At 71.5% G+C, this 23,038-nt stretch carries 20 protein-coding genes; 3 read left to right on the forward strand and 17 right to left on the reverse strand.

Annotated features, from left to right (window positions below; genetic code table 11):
* Positions 1-87: 87 nt before the first annotated feature.
* Together IO39_RS17810 and IO39_RS17815 are read right to left on the reverse strand one after the other, a co-directional pair.
* On the reverse strand, positions 88-756 hold the full coding sequence (locus IO39_RS17810; RefSeq protein WP_043623947.1) for a response regulator: 669 nt from the start codon (positions 754-756) through the stop codon (positions 88-90).
* A complete protein-coding gene (locus IO39_RS17815; protein WP_245642034.1) occupies positions 753-1,886 on the reverse strand; it encodes a sensor histidine kinase in 1,134 nt (377 codons plus the stop codon). The genes IO39_RS17810 and IO39_RS17815 overlap by 4 nt, the downstream gene beginning before the upstream one ends.
* A gap of 69 nt (positions 1,887-1,955) precedes the next feature.
* On the opposite strand from IO39_RS17815, the gene IO39_RS17820 reads away from it, so the two are divergent.
* Positions 1,956-2,177 (forward strand): hypothetical protein, encoded by a 222-nt coding sequence (locus IO39_RS17820; protein WP_043623952.1) that lies wholly within the window; start codon positions 1,956-1,958, stop codon positions 2,175-2,177.
* A 65-nt stretch (positions 2,178-2,242) separates the two neighbouring features.
* Here the strand turns inward: IO39_RS17820 and IO39_RS17825 are convergent, their stop codons facing one another.
* From IO39_RS17825 to IO39_RS17835, 3 genes are all read right to left on the reverse strand, one after another.
* Positions 2,243-3,145: a fatty acid desaturase family protein gene (locus tag IO39_RS17825; protein WP_043623955.1), complete on the reverse strand. Its 903-nt coding sequence runs from the start codon at positions 3,143-3,145 to the stop codon at positions 2,243-2,245.
* 287 nt (positions 3,146-3,432) lie between these two features.
* On the reverse strand, positions 3,433-4,170 hold the full coding sequence (locus tag IO39_RS17830; protein ID WP_043623958.1) for a hypothetical protein: 738 nt from the start codon (positions 4,168-4,170) through the stop codon (positions 3,433-3,435).
* Between the two features lie 44 nt (positions 4,171-4,214).
* The gene (locus IO39_RS17835) at positions 4,215-5,516 is read right to left on the reverse strand and encodes an FAD-dependent oxidoreductase (protein WP_043624137.1); all 1,302 of its coding nucleotides are present in this window, start codon (positions 5,514-5,516) and stop codon (positions 4,215-4,217) included.
* Positions 5,517-5,605: 89 nt separating this feature from the next.
* On the opposite strand from IO39_RS17835, the gene IO39_RS17840 reads away from it, so the two are divergent.
* Positions 5,606-6,205 (forward strand): TetR/AcrR family transcriptional regulator, encoded by a 600-nt coding sequence (locus tag IO39_RS17840; RefSeq protein ID WP_043623961.1) that lies wholly within the window; start codon positions 5,606-5,608, stop codon positions 6,203-6,205.
* 111 nt (positions 6,206-6,316) lie between these two features.
* Here the strand turns inward: IO39_RS17840 and IO39_RS17845 are convergent, their stop codons facing one another.
* The 11 genes from IO39_RS17845 to IO39_RS17895 form a co-directional block, all read right to left on the reverse strand.
* On the reverse strand, positions 6,317-6,529 hold the full coding sequence (locus IO39_RS17845; RefSeq protein WP_043623964.1) for a hypothetical protein: 213 nt from the start codon (positions 6,527-6,529) through the stop codon (positions 6,317-6,319).
* A gap of 37 nt (positions 6,530-6,566) precedes the next feature.
* On the reverse strand, positions 6,567-6,917 hold the full coding sequence (locus IO39_RS17850) for a YybH family protein (protein WP_043623966.1): 351 nt from the start codon (positions 6,915-6,917) through the stop codon (positions 6,567-6,569).
* Positions 6,918-6,923: 6 nt separating this feature from the next.
* Positions 6,924-7,241: a DUF3140 domain-containing protein gene (locus IO39_RS17855; protein ID WP_043623968.1), complete on the reverse strand. Its 318-nt coding sequence runs from the start codon at positions 7,239-7,241 to the stop codon at positions 6,924-6,926.
* Positions 7,242-7,682: 441 nt separating this feature from the next.
* On the reverse strand, positions 7,683-8,699 hold the full coding sequence (locus tag IO39_RS17860; RefSeq protein ID WP_043623971.1) for a LacI family DNA-binding transcriptional regulator: 1,017 nt from the start codon (positions 8,697-8,699) through the stop codon (positions 7,683-7,685).
* An 89-nt stretch (positions 8,700-8,788) separates the two neighbouring features.
* On the reverse strand, positions 8,789-9,058 hold the full coding sequence (locus IO39_RS17865; RefSeq protein ID WP_043623974.1) for a sulfurtransferase TusA family protein: 270 nt from the start codon (positions 9,056-9,058) through the stop codon (positions 8,789-8,791).
* 177 nt (positions 9,059-9,235) lie between these two features.
* Positions 9,236-11,317, reverse strand: a complete 2,082-nt coding sequence (locus tag IO39_RS17870; RefSeq protein ID WP_084773034.1) for a sensor histidine kinase — start codon at positions 11,315-11,317, stop codon at positions 9,236-9,238.
* 74 nt (positions 11,318-11,391) lie between these two features.
* Positions 11,392-15,390: an Ig-like domain-containing protein gene (locus tag IO39_RS17875; protein WP_157548530.1), complete on the reverse strand. Its 3,999-nt coding sequence runs from the start codon at positions 15,388-15,390 to the stop codon at positions 11,392-11,394.
* The gene (locus IO39_RS17880) at positions 15,383-17,245 is read right to left on the reverse strand and encodes a glycoside hydrolase family 127 protein (RefSeq protein WP_043623977.1); all 1,863 of its coding nucleotides are present in this window, start codon (positions 17,243-17,245) and stop codon (positions 15,383-15,385) included. The genes IO39_RS17875 and IO39_RS17880 overlap by 8 nt, the downstream gene beginning before the upstream one ends.
* Positions 17,238-18,002, reverse strand: coding sequence for a carbohydrate ABC transporter permease (locus IO39_RS17885; protein ID WP_043623981.1), 765 nt, complete (start codon positions 18,000-18,002; stop codon positions 17,238-17,240). The genes IO39_RS17880 and IO39_RS17885 overlap by 8 nt, the downstream gene beginning before the upstream one ends.
* Positions 17,999-18,916 carry a carbohydrate ABC transporter permease gene (locus tag IO39_RS17890; RefSeq protein ID WP_043623984.1) on the reverse strand — a complete coding sequence of 306 codons (918 nt, stop codon included), beginning with the start codon at positions 18,914-18,916 and terminating at the stop codon, positions 17,999-18,001. The genes IO39_RS17885 and IO39_RS17890 overlap by 4 nt, the downstream gene beginning before the upstream one ends.
* Positions 18,913-20,187: an ABC transporter substrate-binding protein gene (locus IO39_RS17895; RefSeq protein ID WP_052423034.1), complete on the reverse strand. Its 1,275-nt coding sequence runs from the start codon at positions 20,185-20,187 to the stop codon at positions 18,913-18,915. Before IO39_RS17895 ends, IO39_RS17890 begins: the two co-directional genes overlap by 4 nt.
* Before the next feature lie 111 nt (positions 20,188-20,298).
* On the opposite strand from IO39_RS17895, the gene IO39_RS17900 reads away from it, so the two are divergent.
* A complete protein-coding gene (locus tag IO39_RS17900) occupies positions 20,299-21,312 on the forward strand; it encodes a LacI family DNA-binding transcriptional regulator (protein WP_043623987.1) in 1,014 nt (337 codons plus the stop codon).
* Between the two features lie 88 nt (positions 21,313-21,400).
* Here IO39_RS17900 and IO39_RS17905 read toward each other — a convergent pair whose 3' ends face one another.
* The gene (locus IO39_RS17905; RefSeq protein WP_043623990.1) at positions 21,401-23,020 is read right to left on the reverse strand and encodes a cellulase family glycosylhydrolase; all 1,620 of its coding nucleotides are present in this window, start codon (positions 23,018-23,020) and stop codon (positions 21,401-21,403) included.
* Between the last annotated feature and the right edge of the window lie 18 nt (positions 23,021-23,038).

Raw genomic sequence — 23,038 nt, forward strand, 5'->3', positions numbered from 1 at the left:
GAGCGGGCACCTGGCGTACCTCCCGGGTGGCATGGCCGGGCACGGCGTACGACTGGGGGAGTAAGCCGGCCCGGGGCCGGGCGGCCGTCAGGGGGTGAGCCAGCCCGGGGTGATCATGCCGGCCTCGTAGGCGAGGACGACGAGCTGCGCCCTGTCGCGGACGCCCAGCTTCGTCATGATGCGGCTGACGTGCGTCTTCGCCGTGGCCGGGCTGAGCACGAGCCGGGCCGCGATCTCGTCGTTGGACAGCCCGCCGGCCACCAGCGTCATGACCTCCCGCTCGCGCTCGGTGAGCGCGTTGAGCTCGGGCCCCGGCTCCGGCCGCTTGACCCGGCCGGCGAACTCCGCGATCAGCCGCCGCGTGATCGAGGGCGCGATGAGCGCGTCGCCCCTGGCCACCACCCGGACCGCGTGGATCAGCTCGGCCGGCTCGGTGTCCTTGACCAGGAACCCGCCCGCGCCGGCCCGCAGCGCGCCGTAGACGTAGTCGTCGAGGTCGAACGTGGTCAGGATGATCACCTTCACCTCGTTCAGCGCGGGGTCGCCGGCGATGCGGCGGGTGGCCTCCAGGCCGTCCAGCTCCGGCATGCGGATGTCCATGAGGACCACGTCGGGCCGGTGCTCGCGGGCCCCGGCCACGGCCTGCGCGCCGTTGGCGGCCTCGGCGACCACCTCGATGTCGTCCTCGTCGCTGAGTATGGACCGGAATCCGGCCCGTACCAGGGTCTGATCGTCGGCGAGCAGCACGCGGATCATCGGGCCCCGTTCGTCGGTGTGGTGAGGGGGAGGCGGGCGGTGACGCGGAAGCCGCCCTCGGGGCGCGGGCCGGCCTCCAGGGTGCCGCCGAGCGCGGCGGCGCGCTCGCGCATGCCCTGCAGGCCGAAGCCGCTGCCCCCGTCGTACGCGGCCCCCGGCCCGTCGTCCTCCACCCGGATAACGATATTGCCTGAGGTGTTGGTGATCGTGAGGGTGGCCTGGTCCGTACCCGAATGGCGGGAGACGTTCGTCAGCGACTCCCGCACGATCCGGGCGGCGGCCAGGTCCACCTCGGTCGGCACGGTGTCCAGCGGCCCCGACAGCTCCGTGCGCACCTTCAGCCCCGAGGCCGCGACCAGCGCCTCCACCCGCGCCAGGCTGTCGGCGGGCGTGGTCGGCGCGTCCTCGTCCACCTGGCGCAGCACGCCCAGCGTGGTGCGCAGCTCGCGCAGCGTCTCCTTGCTGGTCTCCTTGATCGTGCGCAGCGCCGCCTCGGCGTCCTCCGGCCGCTTCTTGAGCCCGTGCAGCGCCGCCGCGGCCTGGACGTTGATCATGGAGATGTTGTGCCCGAGCACGTCGTGCAGCTCCCTGGCGATCCGCAGCCGCTCCTCCCCGGCCCGCCGCCGCGCCTCCTCCTCCTTGGCCTGGAGCGCGTCCTGCGCGTGCCGGCGGGCCTCGTCGAGGTAGGCGCGGCGGTTGCGGGTGACGCCGCCGAACGCGATCGCCGCCACCACCCACCCGGCGATCATGATGAACTGGCTGTCGTCCACGTGCCTGACCCCGCCGGTCTCGCCGATCCCCATGGCCAGCAGCGACAGCCCGCCCGTGGCGATGGCCGCGGTGAGATGGCCCAGGTCGGCGGCGGTGTAGAGGGCGACGAAGACGAGCACGATCAGCGGCCCGTCGAGCCGCGCGTACGGGTAGTACGCGGCCACCGACATCGCCACGACGATCAGCACCGCGACTGGGTAGCGCCGCCGCGCCGGCAGCACGCCGCAGGAGATCAGCGGCAGCACGAAGTCCAGCGCGTTCAGCCCGCCCGGGGCGCGGACGTAGGCGACGAGCACACCGGCGAGCACGGCGGCCACGGTCCCGAGTGACACGATCATGCTCGTCGACGGTCTCCGCATGCCCCCCATTCTGTACGTTTGCCGACATTGCGGGTAATTTGCCGGGCCCTGGTGGGTAGAGCCCGTTCCATGAGCACAAAGGACGAACTCCGGCAGGTCGAAGAGGACCTGGCCCGGCTGCGCGCCGAGAACCAGGACATGCGCGACCAGGTCCGGAACATGGGCGCGACGGACCAGATGGAGATCTCCGCCATGATCAGCCAGTCGGACGAGCAGATCGAGCTGATCGCCGAGCTCGAACGCCGCCGCGACCGGCTGATCCAGCGCCTGGAGGAGGAGGGCGCCCAGTAGGGGCGCCCTCGCGGGGCCGGGTGTCAGGTCCGGGGCGGTCGGGTGGGTGAAGGGCCGGCGCGGGATCAGCGCAGGGCGGCGCCGACCTCGTGCAGGTGCCGCAACGCCTGCCCGTACGACTCCACCAGCCCCGTCTCCAGATAGTCCACGCCGATCTCCCGGCAGTACGCCTCGACGATCGGCTGGGCCTTGCGCAGGTTCGGGGCCGGCATGTTCGGGAACAGATGGTGCTCGATCTGGTAGTTGAGCTGGCCGAGCGCGACGTCGGTGAACAGGTTTCCCCGGACGTTGCGCGAGGTCAGCACCTGCTTGCGGAGGAAGTCCAGCTTGTCCTCCTTGGTCAGCACCGGCATGCCCTTGTGGTTGGGCGCGAACGTGCAGCCCAGGTAGAGGCCGAACAACCCCTGGTGCACGACCAGGAACACCAGCGCCTTGCCGAACGGCAGCACGGTGAAGACCAGGCCGAAGTAGAGCACGAAGTGCGTGGCGAGCAGGGTCAGCTCCAGCTTGGGCCGCTTGGCCGCGGGCTGGAACAGGGCTTTGACGCTGGCGATGTGCAGGTGCCAGGCCTCCAGCGTGAGCAGCGGGAAGAACCAGAGCGCCTGGTGCTTGGCGATGAAGCGCGGCAGCCCGCTGCTCCGCTCGACCTGCTCCTCCGACCAGACGATCACCGCGGGGGAGACGTCGGGGTCGTGGTCCTCGTGGTTCGGGTTGGCGTGGTGCCGGTTGTGCTTGGTGTTCCACCAGCCCCAGCCGAGCCCGACGCCCAGGTTGCCGATGATCAGGCCGGCCACGTCACTCGGCCGGCGCGTCCTGAAGACCTGCCGATGCCCCAGGTCGTGGGCCAGGAAGCCGAACTGCGTGAAGACCACGGCCAGCGCGGCCGCCATGAGCACCTGCAGCCAGGAGTCGCCGATCCAGACGAACGCGGCCCAGCAGCCGAAGTAGACGACGGCGGCGATGCTCATCCGCACGGCGTAATAAAAGGGACGCCGGTCGAGCAGGCCGGCGTCCGAGATGCGGTGGGCTAGTCGGGCGAAGTCACTCCCCCGAGTGTCGATACTGGCAGGACTGGCCACAGGTCTCCTTACCTCGCAATGCAAGTTGTCCTAACCTTGGCGTATCCGCAGCCAAACCGGAAGGACGTAGCCCCGCGGAGCGATCTCCATCGACCCCGCCCACGGCTCCGACCTGCGGCGACGCAGCGGCCCGGCCATGTCCTCCGGCACGCCCTCCGGCACGCCCGCCCGGCCGGTCAGAGGTTGAGGCGTTCGCGGAGCAGCTCCACCGGCAGGTGCGGCACCGTGGCCTCGCCGAACTCCGGCAGCCCCACGATCAGCTCCTCGTCCAGGACGCGCAGCCCCGCCGCCGTGGCGTGTCCCCTGCTCTGCCGGGGTGTGATGTTGTAGAAGCTCCCGACCCCGTACGCGATCCGCACGCTCTCCAGCGCCGACCGCGCGCTGGCCAGGCAGGCGCCCATCGGCAGCCCCAGCTCGGTCGGCGAGGTGAGCGTGTGGGCGTTGCCCGCCACGACGAGGGCCGGCTCGATGTGCGCGGTCAGCACCCGCTGTGCCATCACGGCGTCCCGCTGCGACCAGTCGCCGGTGAACATCCCCCCGTCGAACAGCGTCACGGTCGGCTTGTCCAGCGCCTTGAGCATCGCGAAGTGCCCCGCCGTGACGCGCCCGTCGCCGAGCCACCACAGCGGATGGTCGAGCCCCGACCCGTCGGCCAGATAGCGGTCGAGCTGCGGTTTGAGGTTCTCCGGCCATTCGAGCGCGAGGTTGCTCAGCCCGAGCGTGCGCATGAGCCAGAGGACGATCAGCGGATTCTCCCTGACCCCGTGCACCTCTCCGAGCAGCAGCAGCCCCGACTTCTCCAGTGAGCGGCGGGCCCTGTCGAGCGCCGCCCGCTCGACGGGCAGCGCGTAGTCGTCGGTGCGGAATTCGGCCACGGCCTCGATCAGGCCGTCCAGAGTCTCGACGCCTGGCATGCCTCCACCTTGTGCGCCCCGCCCACGCCGCGCAACAGCCGCGTTCAGGAGGACATCCTGGCCTTCAGTGCGGGAACCCGCTCGGCCGCGCGCAGGAACGTCTTGAACCCCAGGCGCGCGGCCCAGCTGTTCCCGACGAACTGCCGGGCGGAGCGCAGCGAGCCGCGTACGGCGGCGAAGCCGTACTCGCGCATCTGCTCCTCGTAGCGGGCGATGGCCGCGACCGGGTCGCCGCCGGAGGTGAGCGCGGCGCAGAGGAGGCGGGCGTCGCGCAGCGCGGTGTTCGCGCCGATGCCGGCCATCGGGGTCATGCTGTGGATCGCGTCCCCGAGCAGGGTGATGGTGTCGGCCTGCCAGGGGTCGACGGGGATGGAGGTGCGGATCGGGAGCAGGCTGACGGTGTCGGGGTGGGACAGGTCGACGATCCTGCGCAGGTCGGGATGCCAGGACCGGATCATCTGCGCGACGGCGGCCTGGAGCTGCTCGCCCGGCATCTCCGAGAGGCCGGACGGGAACCGCCCGGCGGCGGCGCCGACCGCCCACAGCAGGTAGCTGCTGCTGTTGTCCATCAACGCCCCTTCCTGCTCGGTCACCCCGATCCCGCCGACACCGCCGACACCCCCGGCCGCCCTGGTCCCACCGGCCGTCGCCGCGACGGGGGAGCCGTCCAGGTCGTGCGGGGCGGTGAACATGCCGATGCCCTTGGGCGGGATGACGGTGTTCGGCCCGTCGAGCAGCCGCCGCGCCAGCAGCTTCCGGTTCTCCGGCGTCAGCGGGAACTTGCCCGCCACCGTCGTGATCCCCGTGTCCACCCGCCTGGCGTGCGGCAGGTACTGCCTGCGCACCCGCGAGTTCCCGCCGTCCGCGCCGACCACGATGTCGGCGGTCTCGCTCGTGCCGTCGGCGAAGAAGAGCCGGGTCCTGCCGTCGGGCAGCCTCTCGTATCTCTCGTACGTCTTGCCGAACCGTACGACGTCGTCCAGCCCCGACAGCAGCACCTGCCTGAGCGTGATCCGGCTGGCCGAGTGGTGGTCGTCGGCCGGGTCGGCCACGGTGGGCGCCGTGAAGACCAGCAGCGTGCGCAGCCGCTCGGTCACGAAGCCGAAGTCCTGGCCGCCGCTGCCCGTCGTGTCGAGGAACGCCTGCCAGAGCGACGGGGGCAGGCAGTCGTGCAGGGCGCGGGCGCCGTGCGGGTCGATGTGCACGCGGTAGCCCTGGAGCCGGTCGGCGGGCGTGCGGTCCCGCTCGTAGACGGTCACGGGCACGCCGGCCTTGTGCAGCCCCTGGGCGAGGCAGAGCCCGCCGATGCCGCCGCCGACGATGGCGATCTGTCGCGTCTTCGTCATGCCGTTCACTATCAACCATTCGGATGAAACTGTCAATCAACCGTATGGATGATAGATATAACCAACCGGTTGGGTGATAGGGTCCCTCTGTGAGACGAGAGCCGGAAGAGAAGCAGCGCGACTCCGAGCGCACGAAGGCGCGCATCCTGGGGGCGGCGCTGGAGGAGTTCGCGGCCAAGGGGTTCGCGGGGGCCAGGGTCAGTGAGATCGCCGCCAGGGCCGGAGTCAACAAGCAGCTCATCTCTTACTACTTCGGCGGCAAAGAGGGCCTCTACCAGGCCCTGACCGCGCGCTGGCAGGCCGAGGAGAGCGTCTTCGCCGACCGGGCGGTCCCCCTGGGGGAGCTGGTCGCCGACTATGTGCGGGCCAATGTCGCGCACCGCGACTACGGCCGGCTGATGCTGTGGCGGAGCCTGACCGAGACGGAGCCGCCCGACCCGGCGTTCGTGGCAGACGTGCGGCGCGACGTGGAGCACCTGCGCCGGCGGCAGGCGGACGGCGAGCTGCCGGCCGACCTCGACCCCGCCGCGACGCTGGTGGCGCTGTTCGCGGTCGCGGCGGCCGGCATCTCCTTCCCGCAGCTCATCCGGGCCGTGATGGACCGCGACCCGGACTCACCGGAGTTCGCCGAGCACTACGCCCGCGAGATCGCCAAACTGGTGGGCCACCTGCGCGCCCCCGCCTCCTGAGGCCCGGCTCCCAGCGGCCGGCCTCGGCGTAGGGGTGCGCGGTGCGCAGGGTGCCGGAGGTCTCGTCCGTGCGCGGACCCCGCGGACGGGCGCGGACGAGCCGAGGAGGCCCTACTGGGCCGAGAGCCGGTCGAACAGGTCCAGTGCCGCCTGCCTGACCTCTTCCGGCGTGACCCCGTCGAGCGTCTGTCTGGCGTCGGCGATGTCGCGGGTGGTGGCCAGCGTGATGGCCACGGACGAGGCGGCGGCACGGTCGATCGATCCCGTCGGGGCGGCGTCGGCCAGTTGCTGGGCGCTCGCGGCGAGGTCGAGGTTGTCTCTCAACGGATCTCCTCGGGTGAAGACGGTTCGGCCCATTGCATCACTTGGCATCGTGCCGCATCCACCATTCGGTGAATTCCCGGCATCGCCCGTCGGGCTCGAACCGTATCACCCAGAGGTTGCTGTAGGTTTTGTCGTGGTATGTGGTGACTCCTTGGATGACGCTGACGTCCTCCGTCACACACACCGGATGCCATTCGAAGGTGGCCTCACCAGGCTTGTCCTGCCGGCCCAGCCACTGCGCGACGATCTCGTCCCGGCCCTGCCACGGCGGGCTGTACGGCTCGGTGTAGTAGACCGCGTTCTCCGTGAACAGGGCGGCGATGTCGTCGGGATCGTTGGAGTTCCAGGCGCGGACGTATCCCTCGATCCACGGTTGTGGCTGGACCATCGGGGCCTACCCTCGCAGTGGGTCGTGGCCCACGGACATCAGCTCGCGCCGCGACTCGTCGTCGGTCCGGTCGCCCATGGTCTCGACGAGCTCCACGACCTGCCGCATCACCTCGACGTCGGCCTTGGTGAGGTCGCCCTTCCGCTTGCTCAGGACGTGCAGCACGCCCCGCCCCAGCTCGTCGATGCCCAGGTCGGGGTCGGGCGGGAAGCCCTCTTCCGAGGAGGCCTCGGCGAGCAGGTAGGCCCGCAGCTCCTCGGAGTTCATGTTCACCAGCCGGTGGAACTCGTCCCACAACATGTCGGTGTCAAAGCCCTCAGTCATATCGCCCGCCTACCCGTCAGGCCCCACGTTACGCACCTGTCAGGACGAAGTGCGTCAGCCCACGCCGTCGCCGCCCGCCGGGTGGCTCCTGGGGCTGCCGTTGCCGGAGTGGCCGCCGTCAACGGTCCAGATCACGATTCGCCGTATTTCATATCTCGATCCGGTACGCGGGTATTCAAGCCACCCCTTCTGCCCTCGGTACAGATGAAGCCGCCCCAGCGCGGGGACGCGAAGGCGGCTTCCCTGGAGAAATGCCGCGAGGCGGGGGACGGCACGTGTCAGGGGCCGGGGCTGACGGTCTGCCAGCCGTGGTCCCAGCCCGTGACACGTGCCGGACGGGCCAGGACCGCGCGCCCGCCCGGTGGGGGAGAGGTGGGCGACGCCTGCACCGACCGCCCTGCCCCGTGGGGGAGAGGCGGGCGACGCCCGCACCGGCCGCTCCTACGGTCTGGGGTGGGCGGGGCCGGTGCTGCCGCGCGGGGTCAGGACGGCCGCCCGGTCCTCGTAGGGCGGCACGCTCTCGCCCGCGATCAGCGCCAGCAGCCGCTGCGCCGCGTTGGCGCCGTACGCGGGGATGTCGCGGGTCAGCGCGGTCAGCGGCGGGCGGACGACCTGGGCCAGCGGCGAGTCGTCCCACGCCACGATGGACAGGTCGCGCGGCACCTCCACCCGCATCTCCTGGGCCACCGAGAACCCGGCCACGGCCATGATGTCGTTGTCGTAGACGATCGCCGTGGGCCGGTCGGGCGAGCTGAGCAGCCGCCTGGTGGCCCTGGCGCCCTCCTCGCCGGTGTAGTCGGTGTGCACGATCACGTGCTCGGCCACCCCGTCGCACGCCTGGACGAACGCCTGGTCACGCACGGCCGTGTGGACCAGCTCGGGCAGCCCGGCCACCCGCGCGATGCGGCGGTGGCCCAGCGCCACCAGGTAGCCGACGGTCTCGCGCACGGCCTCGCCGTCGTCGGACCAGATGGCCGACAACGACCCCGACTCGGAGGGGTGGCCGATGACGACGACCGGCATGCCCAGCCGCTCCAGCTCGGTCACCCGGGAGTCGTCGTAGTGCAGGTCGACGAGGAAGACGCCGTCGATCCGGCTCTCGCCCCACCAGTGCCGGTAGACCTCGCTCTCCTGCTCGTGGCTGGAGACGACCTGGAGCAGCAGCGCGTAGGAGCGGTCGGCGAGCACGCCCTCGATGCCGCTGATCAGCTCCATGAAGAAGGGCTCGACGCCCAGGATGCGGGCCGGCCGGCACAGGGCCAGGCCCACGCAGTTGGCGCGGGCGCCGTTGAGGGCGCGCGCCGCGCTGTTGGGCCGCCAGCCGATCTCGTCGGCGATGGCGATGATCTTGGCCCGCGTCGCCTCCGACACCCCCGGCTGCCCGTTGAGCGCATAGGAGACCGCCACCTTGGACACTCCCGCCCTGGTGGCGATGTCGGCGATCGTCGGTCGCTTCACGGACTCCCTCTCTGAACCGGATAACCCCTCCTACTGTAGGTCACCGGCCTCCTCTGGCATGGTGCCCATCCGGGCCAGGCGTTAACCGCTTAAGCCGCGTGCCAGGGCTTCGACTCCTGCGTCTCGACGGCCGACTCGGCCACCCGCAGCGCGTACGTGGCCCGCTCCGCCCCCTCCACCGGCCCCAGGTAGGTGTGGCCGGTCATGTGGCACCACGCCGGCAGGTCCACCGGGGCGGCGGGGTCGGAGGCGATCAGGTGGATCACGGCGCCGGGCCCGGCCGCGCGCACGTGGGCCCGCAGCTCGATGAGCAACTGCACGCACAGCTTGTCGCCGCCGTCGACTACGAGATCAGGCATGGGTATAGGAAACCATCACTCCCGCCCCGGCCGTGCCGGGGGTGGCGCTCGCAGCCGAGGATCACCCCGCCAGGGGCAGGCTCATGCCGGACTCGGCCGCCGGCAGCGGGGGGACCGTCCCGTCAGGGGTGCAGGCTCATGCCGGACTCGGCCGCCGGCAGCGGGAGGATCGCTCCGTCAGGAGTGCAGGCTCATGCCCGAGTCGGCCGCCTGCAGCGGGAGCACGACCTCCACGCGGGTGCCCGCCCCCGGCTCGCCGGTGACCACGCACAGGCCGCCCAGCTCGGCCGCCCGCTCGCGCATCGAGCCCAGCCCCACCCCGGCGCGGCGCGACGCGGGCAGTCCCTTGCCGTCGTCCTCGACCAGCACGCGCAGCACCGCCCGCTCCCGCCGCAGGGCGATCCTGGCCCGCGTCGCCTCGGCGTGCCGGCGGATGTTGGTGAGCGCCTCCTGCACGATGCGGTAGACCGCCACCTCGACGGCGGCGGGCAGCTCCTCCAGGTCGCCCTCCGACTCCACCGCGACGTCGATGTCCGGCGACGACCGCCCGGCCAGGTCGTGCACCGCGCGGGCCAGGCCGAGGTCGTCGAGGGCGGGCGGGCGCAGGCCGTACACGAGCTCGCGGATGTCGCCGGTGACGGCGCTCATGCCGGCGTGCAGCTCCCGCAGCAGCTCGTCGGCGGCCTCGGGGGAGTTCTTCAGGCTCAGGCGGGCCATGTTGATGGTCATCGCCATGGCGGAGAGGGTCTGGCCGAGCCCGTCGTGCAGGTCGCGGCGCAGGCGGCGGCGCTCCTCCTCCCGGGCCGTCAGGATGCGCTCGCGCGACCGCTGCAGGTCCGCCGCCATGCGCACGGCGTGCGCCACGTCCGCCGCGTACGGCGTGAGCGTGGCCAGCACGCGCTCGTTGTGCGCGGCGGGGAAGCGGCGCGGCCCCGGCGGGCCGACGAGCAGGCGACCGACCCACGTGCCGTGCCAGACCAGCGGCACCTCCCGCGGGTCCGGTCCGACGCGGCCGCTCTCGACGTAGCGGGGCTCGCCGTCGGCCACCTCGACGGCCACGCCCTCGACCGCCAGGCCGTCGCGCAGCACGCTCACCACGGAGTTCAGCGCCTTGGCCGGGTCGCCGCGGCGCACGGCCTGGGTCAGGCGCTCGGCCAGCACGGAGGGGTCGCCGACCGCGCCGTACAGCAGCCGGTCCACCGCGCGTTGCAGCGCGCGCCGCAGCGGCTGGAAGAACGCTCCCGCGAACAGCGCGGCGGCGATCCCGGCCACCTGGTCGTAGCCGGAGACCAGCAGGCCCGACAGCGTGCCCGCGCCGAAGTAGACGGCGCTGACCACGGCCACCACGCCGGCCGCGACGAAGGCCCGGCTGATCACGGTGTCGATGCCGTAGAGCCGGTAGCGCATCACCGAGAACGCCACCGCGAACGGGATGACCGCCGCCCACACGACGGCCGCCCACATGAGCCCGGGCCAGATCGAGCTGCCGATCAGGAACACGATGTAGCCGGAGAACGCGAACAGCGGCCAGCCGATCTGCCGCCGCCCGATCGGGTCGGCCCGCCGCATCCGCATCCCCATCGACAGCGCGGAGAGCGCCATCGCGCCGTAGATGCCGGTCCAGCTCACGACGCCGATCGTGTCCAGGTACGGGGCCAGCGCCGGGATCTGCAGCGGGCTCGGGATGACCCACGGGTACGGGTACCCCTCGGCGGGCGGGGGCATCTTGAACAGGTTGCGCGCGGTCGCGGCCCCGAGGGACGCGCAGCCCAGCCACAGCACGGGCCGCCAGCGCCGGGAGGGCAGGCGGCCGTCGGGCGAGTACAACGGCAGCAGCATCGTCAGCGTCAGCCCGCACACCGCCCACCCGAGCTGCAGCGGGACCCGCGACCAGCCGGCCAGGGCCAGCTCCTGGTCGGCCGCGAAGCGGAACATGAACGCGTGGGCCAGGTCGCTGACGGCCGCCCCCAGCCCGCCGAGGCTCATGAGCCAGGCCATGTTCAGGCGGGGCCGGTGGTAGACGAGGAAGGCGCCCACCGCGGGGAAGGTGTAGATGACGGCCGACTGCGGGGTGACGGTCACGGAGGGCGTCCACTCGGCGGGCAGCCCGGCCCAGACGAGGATCGCGGACAGGCCCAGGATCGGCGCGGCGACCGCGATGGCGGCGGCGACGGCGAACGCGCCGCCCACCCGCCCGCGCCGGAGCGGCCCGGCGGCGGGCGCCGCATCGGGCGCGAGCCGGTCGGAGAGTTCGGCCATCGTGCTCTGTCCGCCTCCCCCGCACACGATTGTCCTGGCCCCGCGAAATGGGCGGGGCCAGGACAATATAGGGGTTACTCGACCGTCACGGTGGTGCGCGCGGTCACAGTCGTGCCGCTCACTTGCCCGGACACGGTGAACGTGCCGGGCCGGGCGTACCGGTCGGGGTCGAGGGCCTCCCAGGTGACGGCCACCGAGCTGTCCTTCGACCCGTCGTTGTAGGTGGCCACGACGGTGGCGGGCAGCGACGGCGCCACCCCGGCCCGGGTCCTGACGGCCTCCTCGGCGATCGAGGTGATCGTCACGGCCGGCGTGGCGCGGACGTAGACGGTGGCGCGGGCCATCTCGGGCACCCCCTCGGCCAGGCCGGTCACGGTGAAGCTGGTGCCGCCGGTGCGCACCTGCTCGGGCGTCACCTGCTGCCAGGTGACGGCGGCGCTGCCGCGGGAGCCGTCGGCGTAGAGGGTCTCGACGGTGGCGGGGAGCCTGGGCAGCTCCCCCGCCAGGGTGGGCACGTGGGCGGGGCGCGCCGCGTCCGGCGGCACCTCGTACACCTTGGTCTCCAGCAGCCCGACCGACGCGCCGCCCGATTCGAGCTGGACGCGCAGGCGGGTGGTCGTGACCGGGTCGAAGGAGACCGCGTTGTAGGCGTCGGCGGCCGTGGGGTAGCTCGTCACGCCGGTGACGTCCTCGTAGGAGTCACCGTCCCAGCGCTGGATCTTCCACGAGGCGGGCAGGCGGACGCCGCCGCCGTCGTCGAAGAAGTACACCTCGGCCTTGTTCACCCGCACCGGCTCGGGCCAGTCGAGCTGCACCCACTGGGCGCCCTGCTGCGGCCAGGTGCCCCAGCGCGGGTTGGCGCCGTCGTTGGAGCGCGGCGGGTCGATGCCGTCGTTGATCGCGGTGACCCGCTCCCAGGGCGAGGTGTAGGAGGCCGTCGGGGTGGCCTTCGGGGCCACGTTCACCTGGGCGCTCGGCGCGGTGGCGGCGACGGTGACGGTCGCGGAGGAGCTCTTCTCGCCGTCGGTGGCGGTGAGCCGCAGCTCGTACGTCCCCGGCTCGGAGAAGGCGGCCACCGTCGTCGTGCCGGTCGGCTCGGTGAAGAACGCCTCACCGGGGCCGCTCACCTTGGCCCACTGCGTGGTCAGCTCGCCCCCGGGCAGCGCGTCGTCCTTGACCACGGCCTCGATCCTGGCCTGCCCGGGCCGGCCGAACGCGGGATCGGTCACCAGCAGCACGTCCGGCCTCCTGTTGGCGACCGGGCCGGCGGGCCCGCCGGCCCGGTGGACCCGGATCTCCTTCAGGCCGGTGGCGAAGCCGGGCCGGTGGGTGACCAGCACCCGCAGCCTCTGCGCGGTCAGGGCGGGGAAGCGCACCTCGTTGAGGTTGGCGCGCGGGTAGAGCGGCTTCTTGTGCTGGCGCGGCACGTCCTTCCAGACCTCGCCGTCGAGGTACTGCACCGAGTAGAGGGCGGGCTCGGCGTAGCTCTTGCGGTCGGCGAAGAAGTACAGCTCGACCCGGTCCACCTTCCGCGCCGCGCCGAGGTCCACCTCCAGCCAGTCCCGCGCCTGGCCGGAGCCCTTGGCGCCCCAGTGCGGCTCGTTGATGGTGAACCCGTCCACGGCCCCCGCCGGGTCGCCGTGGGAGGCGGTGGCGGTCGCGACCAGGTTCTCGCGCGGGGCGCGCAGGTCGACGCCGGCCTTGCGGAACAGGTCCGCGACGCGGTCGCCGGTCAGCTCGACCTCGGTGGGCGGCCGGAGCGAGGGGGCCCTGCCCGCGTGCACGACCGTGCCGCCCTCGACCCGGCCCGTCCGGGGGTCCCAGACGGCGTGGTCGAGGCCGGACAGGGTGACCTCGCGCCGGCCGTCGACGATGATCGAGTAGCCCTCGGGCACCCCGGCGTAGTGCTTGGCGCCGTCGCCCGGCTTGTCCCAGACGATGGTCAGGTCGTCGCCCCGGTAGTTGACGCCGTTGACGGTGAAGTGGTCCCAGCCGATGTCCACCGGCCACAGCTCGACCTTGCCGTCCGAGCGCGGGCGCAGGCCCATGACGTCCTCGATGACGGTCCAGTTGCTGCTGCCCAGGATCGTGTGGTGGATCCAGGAGCGGTAGCCGATGCTCTTGGTCGCCGGGTCCCAGGCGGCCCAGTACTCGTTGGCGTCGGGGTAGCGGGTGTCGCCGCCGATGAACTGGGACCAGGCGTTCCAGTACAGAAGCTGCTTGTACTGCGCGGCGGTGATGTACGGGGTGGGGTAGTGGCGCAGCGCCTTGGAGAACAGCGCGAAGTTCCGGGTGGAGTTGATCTGGGAGAAGTTGTTGGTGCCCGGGTGGCCCGCGGCGGCGGCCTCCGCCTTGTCCTTCTGGTTGGCGGTGTACGCCGGAAAGATCGGATATTCCGCAGGATCAGCCCACAAGCGGAGCGCCTCCCGATATTTCGGGTCATCGGGCGGCACCAGGCCGGTGGCGTACGGGATGTAGTTGTTGGACTCCTTCCACGGGATCAGGTTGCCCGTCCGCAGGTCGCGGTGCTTGAACAGCTTGTCCTCCGCGTCCCACAGCAGGCCCAGCACGCCGTCGCGCACCTTGGCCGCCACGCCGCGCAGCTCGGCGGCCTTGGCCGCGTCGCCGGCCAGCTCGTACGCCTGCGCCGCCGCCATCGCGTTGGCGTAGACGTAGGCGCCCTCCAGCCGCTCGTTGGCCCGGTCGTAGTAGTGGAACGACACCGCGTCCGCGTCGTTGCCGGTCATGGCCTCCCAGTCGTACTCGATGACCCCGTTGCCGTTGGAGTCGTACGCGGCGAGCTGGCCGTAGACGTCCCTCTCGGCGTAGCGGGCCAGGTTGCGCAGGATCGACGGCTGCCCGCCGTGGATCTGGTAGCTCTCCAGCGCCGCCGCCGAGATGTACTGCGTGTAGCTGTTCGACCAGTTCTCCGGGTCGCCCGGGTTGTCGGTGTACGTGGAGTTGCGCGACACCTCGCCCGCCGACACCCACGGCCCGTAGGAGTAGACGGGGTCCCGCAGATACTTCAGGTCCTGCACGAACATCGGCACGGTCAGCACGATCGCGTTGTTGTAGCCGAGCGCCCCCTCCACCGAGGTGGGGAACTGGAAGTCGTTGCCCGGGATGTCGGCGTCGAGGAAGTTGAAGCGCATCAGCCACCAGCGGTAGTAGACGTGCTTCTTGATGTTGTCGTCGGGCACGTCGATGTAGGGCAGGTTCTCCGCCCACCAGGCGTTGTAGTCCTGGAGCTGCCGCCGCAGCGCCTGCTCGGGCGAGCGGCCCTGGTAACCGTCATACTCCGCGCGCGACCCGGCCAGCTCCTCGGTGACGAAGCCCATCTGCACCTTCGTGCGCACGGTCCGGCCCGGCGCGACGCTCACCGACCCCTTCAGCGCGCCGCCGGAGACCTTCAGCCCGTCGCCGCTGAGCCGGGGGAAGATCGTGGTGAGCTTGTTCCGCGCCCAGACGGTGCCGGTCAGCTCCCGGTCCCCGTCGGCCCGCTTCGCGTAGGGCGAGGTCACGGTGATCGGCACGTCCCGCGCGGCCGTGCCGGTGTTGGTGATCTCCAGGGTGGTCACGGCGACGTTCTCGTGGGTGATGAACTTCTTGACGCCGACCGCGAGCCCGTCGCCGGTGTACCGGCCGCTCCAGTGGCTGGGCATCTGCAGCCGCTCGGCGACGCTCTCGGTGAGCGGGGCGCCGAGCGTGATCTCGTACGCGTCGCGGTCGTCGATGCTCTCCCAGTACGCCACGCGCCCGCCGAAGCCGAGCTTGCGCGGGTCGTGCTCCTTCATGAACAGCGCCCGCCCGCGCGACATCAGCCACGGCCCCGCCGGGTCGTCACCGGGCCGGGCGAGCATGCGGTCGATCCAGTACGAGTCGCCGCCCTTCTCCTTGTTGTAGATCTCCTTCATCATCCGGCGCGGGTGGTAGCCCACGGGCTCGGCGGGCACCGGGTCCGCGCCGGTGAACACCGGCAGGCCCAGCGCGTCACCGGGCTCCGCGTGGGCGGGCGCCGTCGCGAGCGCGGCTGTGAGCGCTAACAGGGTCAGGCACACCAACGGTTTACGCACGTCGTCCCTCCTGGATCGGCAGCCAGACACGCATGGTCGCGGGGCCCCGGTTGCCCCACCGGTGATAGGGCACCAGCCGCAGCCGCACGTCCGCCCCCTCAGCCGGCCCCGCCGCATCCGCCGGCTCGGGCCCGTACGGCCAGGGGCCGTTGCCGGCGGGGCCGAGCGCGGCCGGCACCTCCAGCTCGACCACGCCGTCGTCCGAGGCGTGCTCCACCGGCGGTTCGGCGCGCGCCGTCACGTCCCCGAGCGGCGGCTCGTCGGCCACCGACTCGGCGCAGTAGACCAGCGGCCCCCGCTCCACCGCCGCGCTGCCGCGCAGCGCGTCGATCCGCCGGTCGGGAAAGGTCCACCGGGGCCGCATCGGCAGCTCCAGCCGGATCTCGTCACCGGCCCGCCACGGCCCCTCGACGTGGGCGTAGCCGGGGTCCACCGGCCGGATGACCGGGCCCTCGGGCAGCGGCGCGTCCGGCGAGGAGACCGGCACGCGCGCCAGCGTCGCGTCCGCCGCCCAGGCCGGGACGCGCAGCCCGACGCGCCCCTCGCCGTCCTCCAGCACCCGCACGCTCACCGAGCCGGACCAGGGGTAGCCGGTCTCCACCCGCAGCGCCAGCCCGCCGTGGCGGATCTCCGACGGCGTGAGGTGGTGGATCAGGACCCCGCCGGACGACGCCCCGGCGACGTAGGCGGGCAGCGAGGCCAGCGTGCGGGCGACGTTGTTCGGGCAGCAGGACACGTCGAACCACGGCGAGCGCAGCCCGCCCTCGGCCGCGTGGTTCACCCCGTCGAGCGGCGTCGCGGGCACCCGCACGTGCAGCGGGTTGACGTAGAAGAAGGAGCGGCCGTCCAGCGCCACCCCCGTGGCCAGCACGTTGTACATGGTCCGCTCGGCCAGGTCGGCGTAGCGGGCGTCGCCGGTGGCCAGCAGCAGCCGGTGCGCCAGCATGATGGAGGCGATGCCCGCGCAGGTCTCGTTGTAGGCCCGGTCCGGCGGCAGCTCGTAGTCCTCGCCGTACGACTCGTCGGCATGCCGCGAGCCCATGCCGCCGGTCAGGTGGGTGCGCCGGGCGACCGTGCGCTCCCACTGGGCCTCCACCGCCTTCAGCAGCTCCTCGTCCCCGGTCTCGACCGCCACGTCCACCACCCCGCAGGCCAGGTAGAGCGCGCGCACGACGTGCCCGCGGAACACCTGCGCCTGCCTGACCGGCACGTCGTCCTGGTAGTAGCCGCGCCCGAAGGGGATGTCGGCCAGCGCCGGCAGGCCGCGCCGCGCGACGAAGCGGCGGGCCATCTCCAGGTAGCGCTCGGCGCCGGTGACCCGGTAGAGCTCGACGAGCGCCATCTCGATCACCGGGTGCCCGCAGGTCTCCGAGCCCTCCATGAACCGGCGGCACACGTGGTCGGCGGCCTTGGCCGCGACCTCGGTGAGCCGGTCCTCGCCGTGCGTGCGCAGGCGGGCGACGCCGGCCTGGATGAGGTGGCCGTAGCAGTAGAGCTCGTGCCCCCACTCGAAGTCGGTGTAGCGGCTGCCGGACCAGCGGGTGTTGAGGTAGCCGTCGCCCTCCTGCGCCTGCGCCACCGTCCCGGCCAGCGCGGGCAGCGCCGGATGGTCCGCCCAGGCCATCGCCTCCAGCAGCTTGTACGCCTCCGAGTCGCTGAACTCCCTGCCCCGGCGGGGACGCTCGCCGCGGAAGTTGCCGATCCAGCCTTCCCGCTCTTCCCATTCCAGGCAGTGCGCGATCGTGACCTCGCGGTTCAGCGCGATCCGGTCGCCCCAGAAACCGGGGAGCACGCGGACCGCGTCGAGACCGAGGGGGGACAGGACGCCCGATGAGGGCAGGACGGGATTAGCCACGCAGAGCTCCTGACATGAATCCGCGCACGTAGTGGCGCTGCAGAACGATGAAGAGGATGAGACAGGGGATGGCCATCACCATCACGCCGGACTGGAGCATCCCGTAGTCGATGGCGCCGAACGTGTGCTGCGTCATGCTGACCACCGCCACCGGCAGCGTGAACGAGGCGCCGTCGTTGAGCAGGATGAGCGGTGCGAAGAAGTCGTTCCACGAGGCCAGGAAGGCGAACAGGCCCACCGTGACCAGCGCGGGACGCACCGCGTGCAGCAGGATCCGCAGGAACGCGCGGAACGTGCCGCAGCCGTCCACCAGCGCCGCCTCCTCCAGCTCGCGCGGCAGCGCCTCGAACGCGTTGCGCATCATGAACAGCGCGAACGGGAGCTGGAACATCACGAACACCAGCGAGAGCCCGACCAGCGAGTTCTGCAGGCCGAGGTAGCCGAGCAGGACGTAGAGCGGGATCAGGATCGTCGCGTACGGCACCATGAGGATCGCCAGCGTGGCCAGGAACAGCAGGTTCTTGCCGGGGAAGTCGAAGCGGGCGAAGCCGTAGCCGCCCAGCGCCGACACCACCAGCGTGCCGCCCACCGTCATGGCCGACACCAGCACGCTGTTGGTCGCGTACGTGTCCAGCCCCTCGCCGAAGCGCGCCATCTCCAGGTAGTTCGACGGCTCCTCCAGCGAGGCCCAGCCGCTCCACACCAGCGGGAACAGGAACAGCACCGCCAGCGCCGACAGCGTCAGGTACCGGCTCATCGCAGCCTCCGCATCATCAGCGAGTTGAGCCCGACGAGGGCCACGAGCAGCACGACCGACAGCGCCGCCGCGCCGCCGAGGTCGAAGCGGAAGAACGCGTCCCGGTAGACGACCATGACCATCGAGACCGTGCTGTTGTCGGGGCCGCCGTTGGTGAAGACGAAGAACTGGTCGAAGGCCAGCAGCGAGCCCGTGACGCTGAGGATCAGCATGAGCGCCAGCGTCGGGCGCAGCAGCGGCAGCGTGATCTTGGTGAAGATCTGCCAGCGGCCGGCGCCGTCGCTCCTGGCGGCCTCGTACACCTCGGTCGGGATGGCCTGCAGGCCGGTCAGCAGGATGAGCATGTTGAACCCGGCGAAGCGCCACAGCACCAGCGTGATCGTGGAGAACAGCGCCATGTTCGGCGTGCCGATCCACTTGACCGGCTCGCTGGTGATGCCCAGCGCCTGCAACATCGGGTCGATGGGGCCGAAGTCGTTGTTGAGCATGCCGTAGAACAGCAGGCCCGCCGCGGCGAACCCGACCGCGCCGGGCAGGAAGAACGCGGTCCTGAAGAAGGCGATGCCCGGCCTGCGCTCCTGCACCAGCAGCGCCAGGCCCAGCGCCACGCCGGACAGCAGCACGGTGGTGATGGCGGTGTACTTCAGCGTGAAGAGCACCGCGTCCACGAAGAGCGGATTGCCGGTGATCTTGAGGTAGTTGGCGGGGGCGTTGAAGGTGGCCTGGCCGAGCAGGGGCCAGCGGTTGAGCGACATCCAGACGACCAGCACCAGGGGCGCGACGAACAGCACGCCCACGATCACGGCCGTCGGGGCCGCGTACAGCCAGCCCTGGACCTTCCTGCCGCGCCACCGGGCGGGCGGCGCCGCATGGGCCGCCCGCCCCCGCGAGGATCGCGTGGCCGTCAACGTCATTGCTGCTGCAGCGACTTCGTGACGTCGGCGTTGAGCTGGGCGACCTTGGCGGCGTCACCGAAGACCGCCTCGCGCGCCAGCCGCAGCCACGGGCCCTGCGGGTCGTTGTAGGTCTGGCCGAAGCGCAGCGCGAACGGCGTCTGCCCCTTGGCCACCAGCGAGTTGATCAGCACCACGCGCGGGTCCTCCGAGGAGTACTTGTTGCCGGCCAGGTCGGTGCGCGCGACCACGTCCTTGTTCCTGGCCATGACCTCGACCTGGGCCTCGTCGGAGACCGTCCAGGACAGGAACTCCCAGGCCGCCTCCGCGTTCCTGGTGGTGGCGGCGATGCCGACCGAGTCGCCGCCCACGAACGTGGACTCGCCGCCGTCGGGGCCGGCGATCGGGGTCACGCCGATCTTCATGTCCTTCGGCATCAGGCCGAGCGTGGTGGACGGCATCGGCATCACGCCGATCTCGCCCTTGGGGAAGAAGCCGGTCCAGGTCGGGCCCTGCTCCTCCTTGGCCGTCGGGCCCGTGGCCTTCTTCTCGTACAGCTCGCGCCAGATCTTGAAGACCTCGGTCATCGCCGGCTGGTCGTTGAGCGAGGTCGTGCCCTCGGGGTTCATGACCTGCCCGCCGGCCGCCCAGACCGACGGCCAGAAGGTGAAGACGTAGCAGCCGCCGCAGTTGCCGCCGAAGAAGGTGCCGTGCACCTTGCCGTCCTCGCCCAGCTTGTCTTGGATGGTGGTGGCGTGCTGGGCGAACTCCTTGAGCGACTTGGGGCCCTGCTCCGGGTCGAGGCCGGCCTTCTCGTACAGGTCCTTGTTCCAGAACCAGACCGACAGGTCGAGGGTGTGCGGGAGCGTGTACTGCCGGCCCTCCAGCGTGCCGAGCTTCATGTGCGAGGGAGCCAGCTTGTCCTTGTACGGCAGGGCGGCGATCTTGTCGGTGATGTCCAGGAACAGGCCCTGGGAGGTGTAGTTGGGAACGAAGATGACGTCGGCCGCGAACACGTCGGGCAGTTGCCTGGCGCCGGCCGCGGCGGCGATGCGGGGCTGGTAGTTGTCCGTGGGGATGACGGTGAGCTTCACCTGGTTCTTGTGGGTGCTGTTGTAGGCCTTGACCAGGCGCTCGCTCTGCGCCTGGGTGGCCGCGCGGGTCCACATGGTGATCGTGACGGGAGCGTCCGAGGACGGGGTGCCGCCGCCACCGCCGCCGCCGTTTCCGCAGGCAGCCGCTGTGAGCGCTAACACACCGAAGAGGGAGATCCCGGCCAGCCTTCGTCTCATGATGTGCTCCTGGACTTAAAGGTTTTCGGAAACGTAGAAGAAACATGAGCCCATGTCAATGGGTGCTATGGTGCTAAGCAGTTCACAAATCACCGAAAAGGGTTTCGAAGTATGGCGGGTAAGCGGGCGACCATCAACGATGTGGCCTCGCTGGCGGGGGTATCGATCGCCACGGCCTCCAAGGCGCTCAACGGGCGCCAGGACGTGCGGGCGGCCACGCGCGAACGCGTGCTCGCCGCCGCGGCGGAGCTCTCCTTCCAGCCGAACGCCCTGGCCAGAGGGCTGCTGTCGGGCCAGACCAGGACCGTGGGGCTGCTGACCTCCGACAGCGTCGGCCGGTTCGGCATCCCGGTGCTGCTCGGCGCGGAGGACGCGTTCGGGGCCGGGGAGATGGCCGTGCTGCTGTGCGACGCGCGGGGCGACGCGATCAGGGAGCAGCACCACCTGCGCGCGCTGCTGTCGCGGCGGGTGGACGGGCTGATCGTGGTGGGCGAGAGCACCAACCCGCGCCCGTCGGTCAGCAAGGACCTGCCCGTGCCCGTCGTCTACGCGTACGGCCCGTCGGAGGACCCCTCGGACGTGTCGTTCGTGCCCGACGACGTGGGGGCGGCGGCCATGGCCGTCAACCACCTGCTGGCCCTCGGCCGGCGGCGCATCGCGCACATCACCGGCCCCTCCCACTACAAGGCGGCCCGCGACCGCGAGGAGGGCTTCCACCGCGCGCTGGCCGAGGCGGGCGTCGCGCAGGCGGGGCAGACCATGTCCGGGGTGTGGTCGCAGCGGTGGGGGCGGCACGCGGCGGAGATGCTGCTGATGGCCGATCCCGGGATCGACGCGGTGTTCTGCGGCAGCGACCAGATCGCGGCCGGGTTCGTCGAGGGGGTGCGGGAGCGGGGGCGGCGGGTGCCCGACGACATCGCGGTGGTGGGCTACGACAACTGGGAGGTGCTGTCCACCGAGACGCGGCCCGCCCTGACGACCGTGGACATGAACCTGGAGGTGCTCGGGCGGACCGCGGCCCAGCACCTGTTCGCCGCCATCGACGGCAAGGCCACGCCCGGCATCCACACGCTGCCGTGCCAGCTCGTGATCCGCGACAGCACTTCACCGCCCGGCGTCTCCTGACCTCCTGCCGGGCGGGGCCTGACCCGGGCCTGGTGAGGGTTTGACCGCTCTCGCCGCACCCCCGAGCGCGGCGAGAGCGGCCGCGGCGTCAGGAGGCCGCGCAGGTGTAGGAGCTCACCGTCGCGGTGTTCCCGCCGGGCCGGTTGACCTGGAAGCCGAAGCTGGTGTTGCCGCCCGCCGCCACGGTGCCGTTGTAGCCGGCGTTCCTGGCCGTGACCGTCTGGCCGCTGGTCGTCAGCGTGGCGTTCCACGACCCGGCCAGCGTGTGCCCGGCCGGCAGGGTGAAGGTGACGGTCCAGCCGGTGATGCCCGACGTGCCGCTGTTGGTGACCGTGACCGGCTGCACGACGTACCCGCTGCCCCACTGGCTCTGCACGGTCCCGGCGGCCGTGCAGCCGCCGTTGCCGCCGCCCGTCGTGGTGGTGAAGGTGGCGGTGGCCGAGGCGCCGGACTGGTTGCCGGCCCCGTCACGGGCCCGGACGTACACCTGGTACTGGGTGGCGGGAGTCAGGCCGGTCAGCGTGACGGAGTTGGTGGTGGACGAGCCGATGAGCGGGTCGGTGCTGCCCTGCTCGCGGTAGACGTCGTAGCCCGCCAGCCCCGAGCCGCCGGCGTCGGTGGAGGCCGTCCAGGTCAGGGTCGCGCCGGTGGAGGTGACGGCGGAGGCCGAGGGGGCGCCCGGCGTGGTGGGGGCGGTGGTGTCGGTGCCGCCGCCGCCGAAGAACGTGGCCTCGCGCGAGGTGGCGGCGATGCCGTTCGCGCCGTTGAAGATGCGCTGGCCCCAGGAGGTCAGGCTGGCCGGGTCGAAGTTGGTGACCATGTCGAGGTATTCGACGCCGCCGCCGTTGCCGCTCCACGACCAGCCGATGTAGCCCAGGCCGCGCGACACGGCCTGCGCCATGATGGTGTCCTCGTCCGGGTTGCCGTCGGAGTGGTTGTGCCCGAACTCGCCGATCACCAGCGGCAGGCCGGCGGTCCTGAAGGCGTCGAGGTAGGCGGTGATCTCGGCGGCGGTGTCGAAGACGCCGTACATGTGCACGGAGAAGACCGTGTTGCCCTGCGGGTCGGCGTCGAAGACGGTCTGAGCGTTGTCACGCATCGTGAACTGCCAGTCCTGGCCCCAGTTGGGCGCGTCCACCATCAGCAGGTGCTGGAAGCCCAGGCTCCGCATCCGGGTGATGGCGCTGGTGGTCGCGCTGGTCCAGGCCGAGACGTTGTTGTTGCCGTACGGCTCGTTGCCGATGTTGACGACGATGAAGTCCTCAGTGCCGGTCAGGGCGCTCTTGACGCTGTTCCAGTAGTCGACGGCCTGGTCGAGCGTGTACGCGCCGCTCTGCTCGCCGTACCCCGTGGTGTCGTGGTTTTCGAGCACGCATATTAACCGGTTCTGTCGGCAGAGCGAGACGACGTTGGCCACGTCCGCCGCGCCGTTGGCCGTCCACCGGCCGCCGCTCAGCACCACCCGGACCGTGTTGGCGCGCAGCGCCTTGATGTGCGCGAAGGCGCCGGTCTGGCCGGCGTACCAGGTGTGCGCGTGGCTGACGCCGCGCATGACGAACGCGTTCCCGTTGGCCTCGACGATCCTGGCGCCGCTGACCCGGAGCCCGACCGCGGCGTTCGCGGGGGACGGGGCCACCGTCATCGAGACCAGCATCGAGACGAGAAGCGACAGGAGCGCCGCGGACGCGGCCCCGAGTCGTTTGCTCATGGGGGGTGCCCTTCCTGA

It is taken from the genome of Nonomuraea candida (genome assembly GCF_000725485.1).
Lineage (GTDB): Bacteria > Actinomycetota > Actinomycetes > Streptosporangiales > Streptosporangiaceae > Nonomuraea > Nonomuraea candida.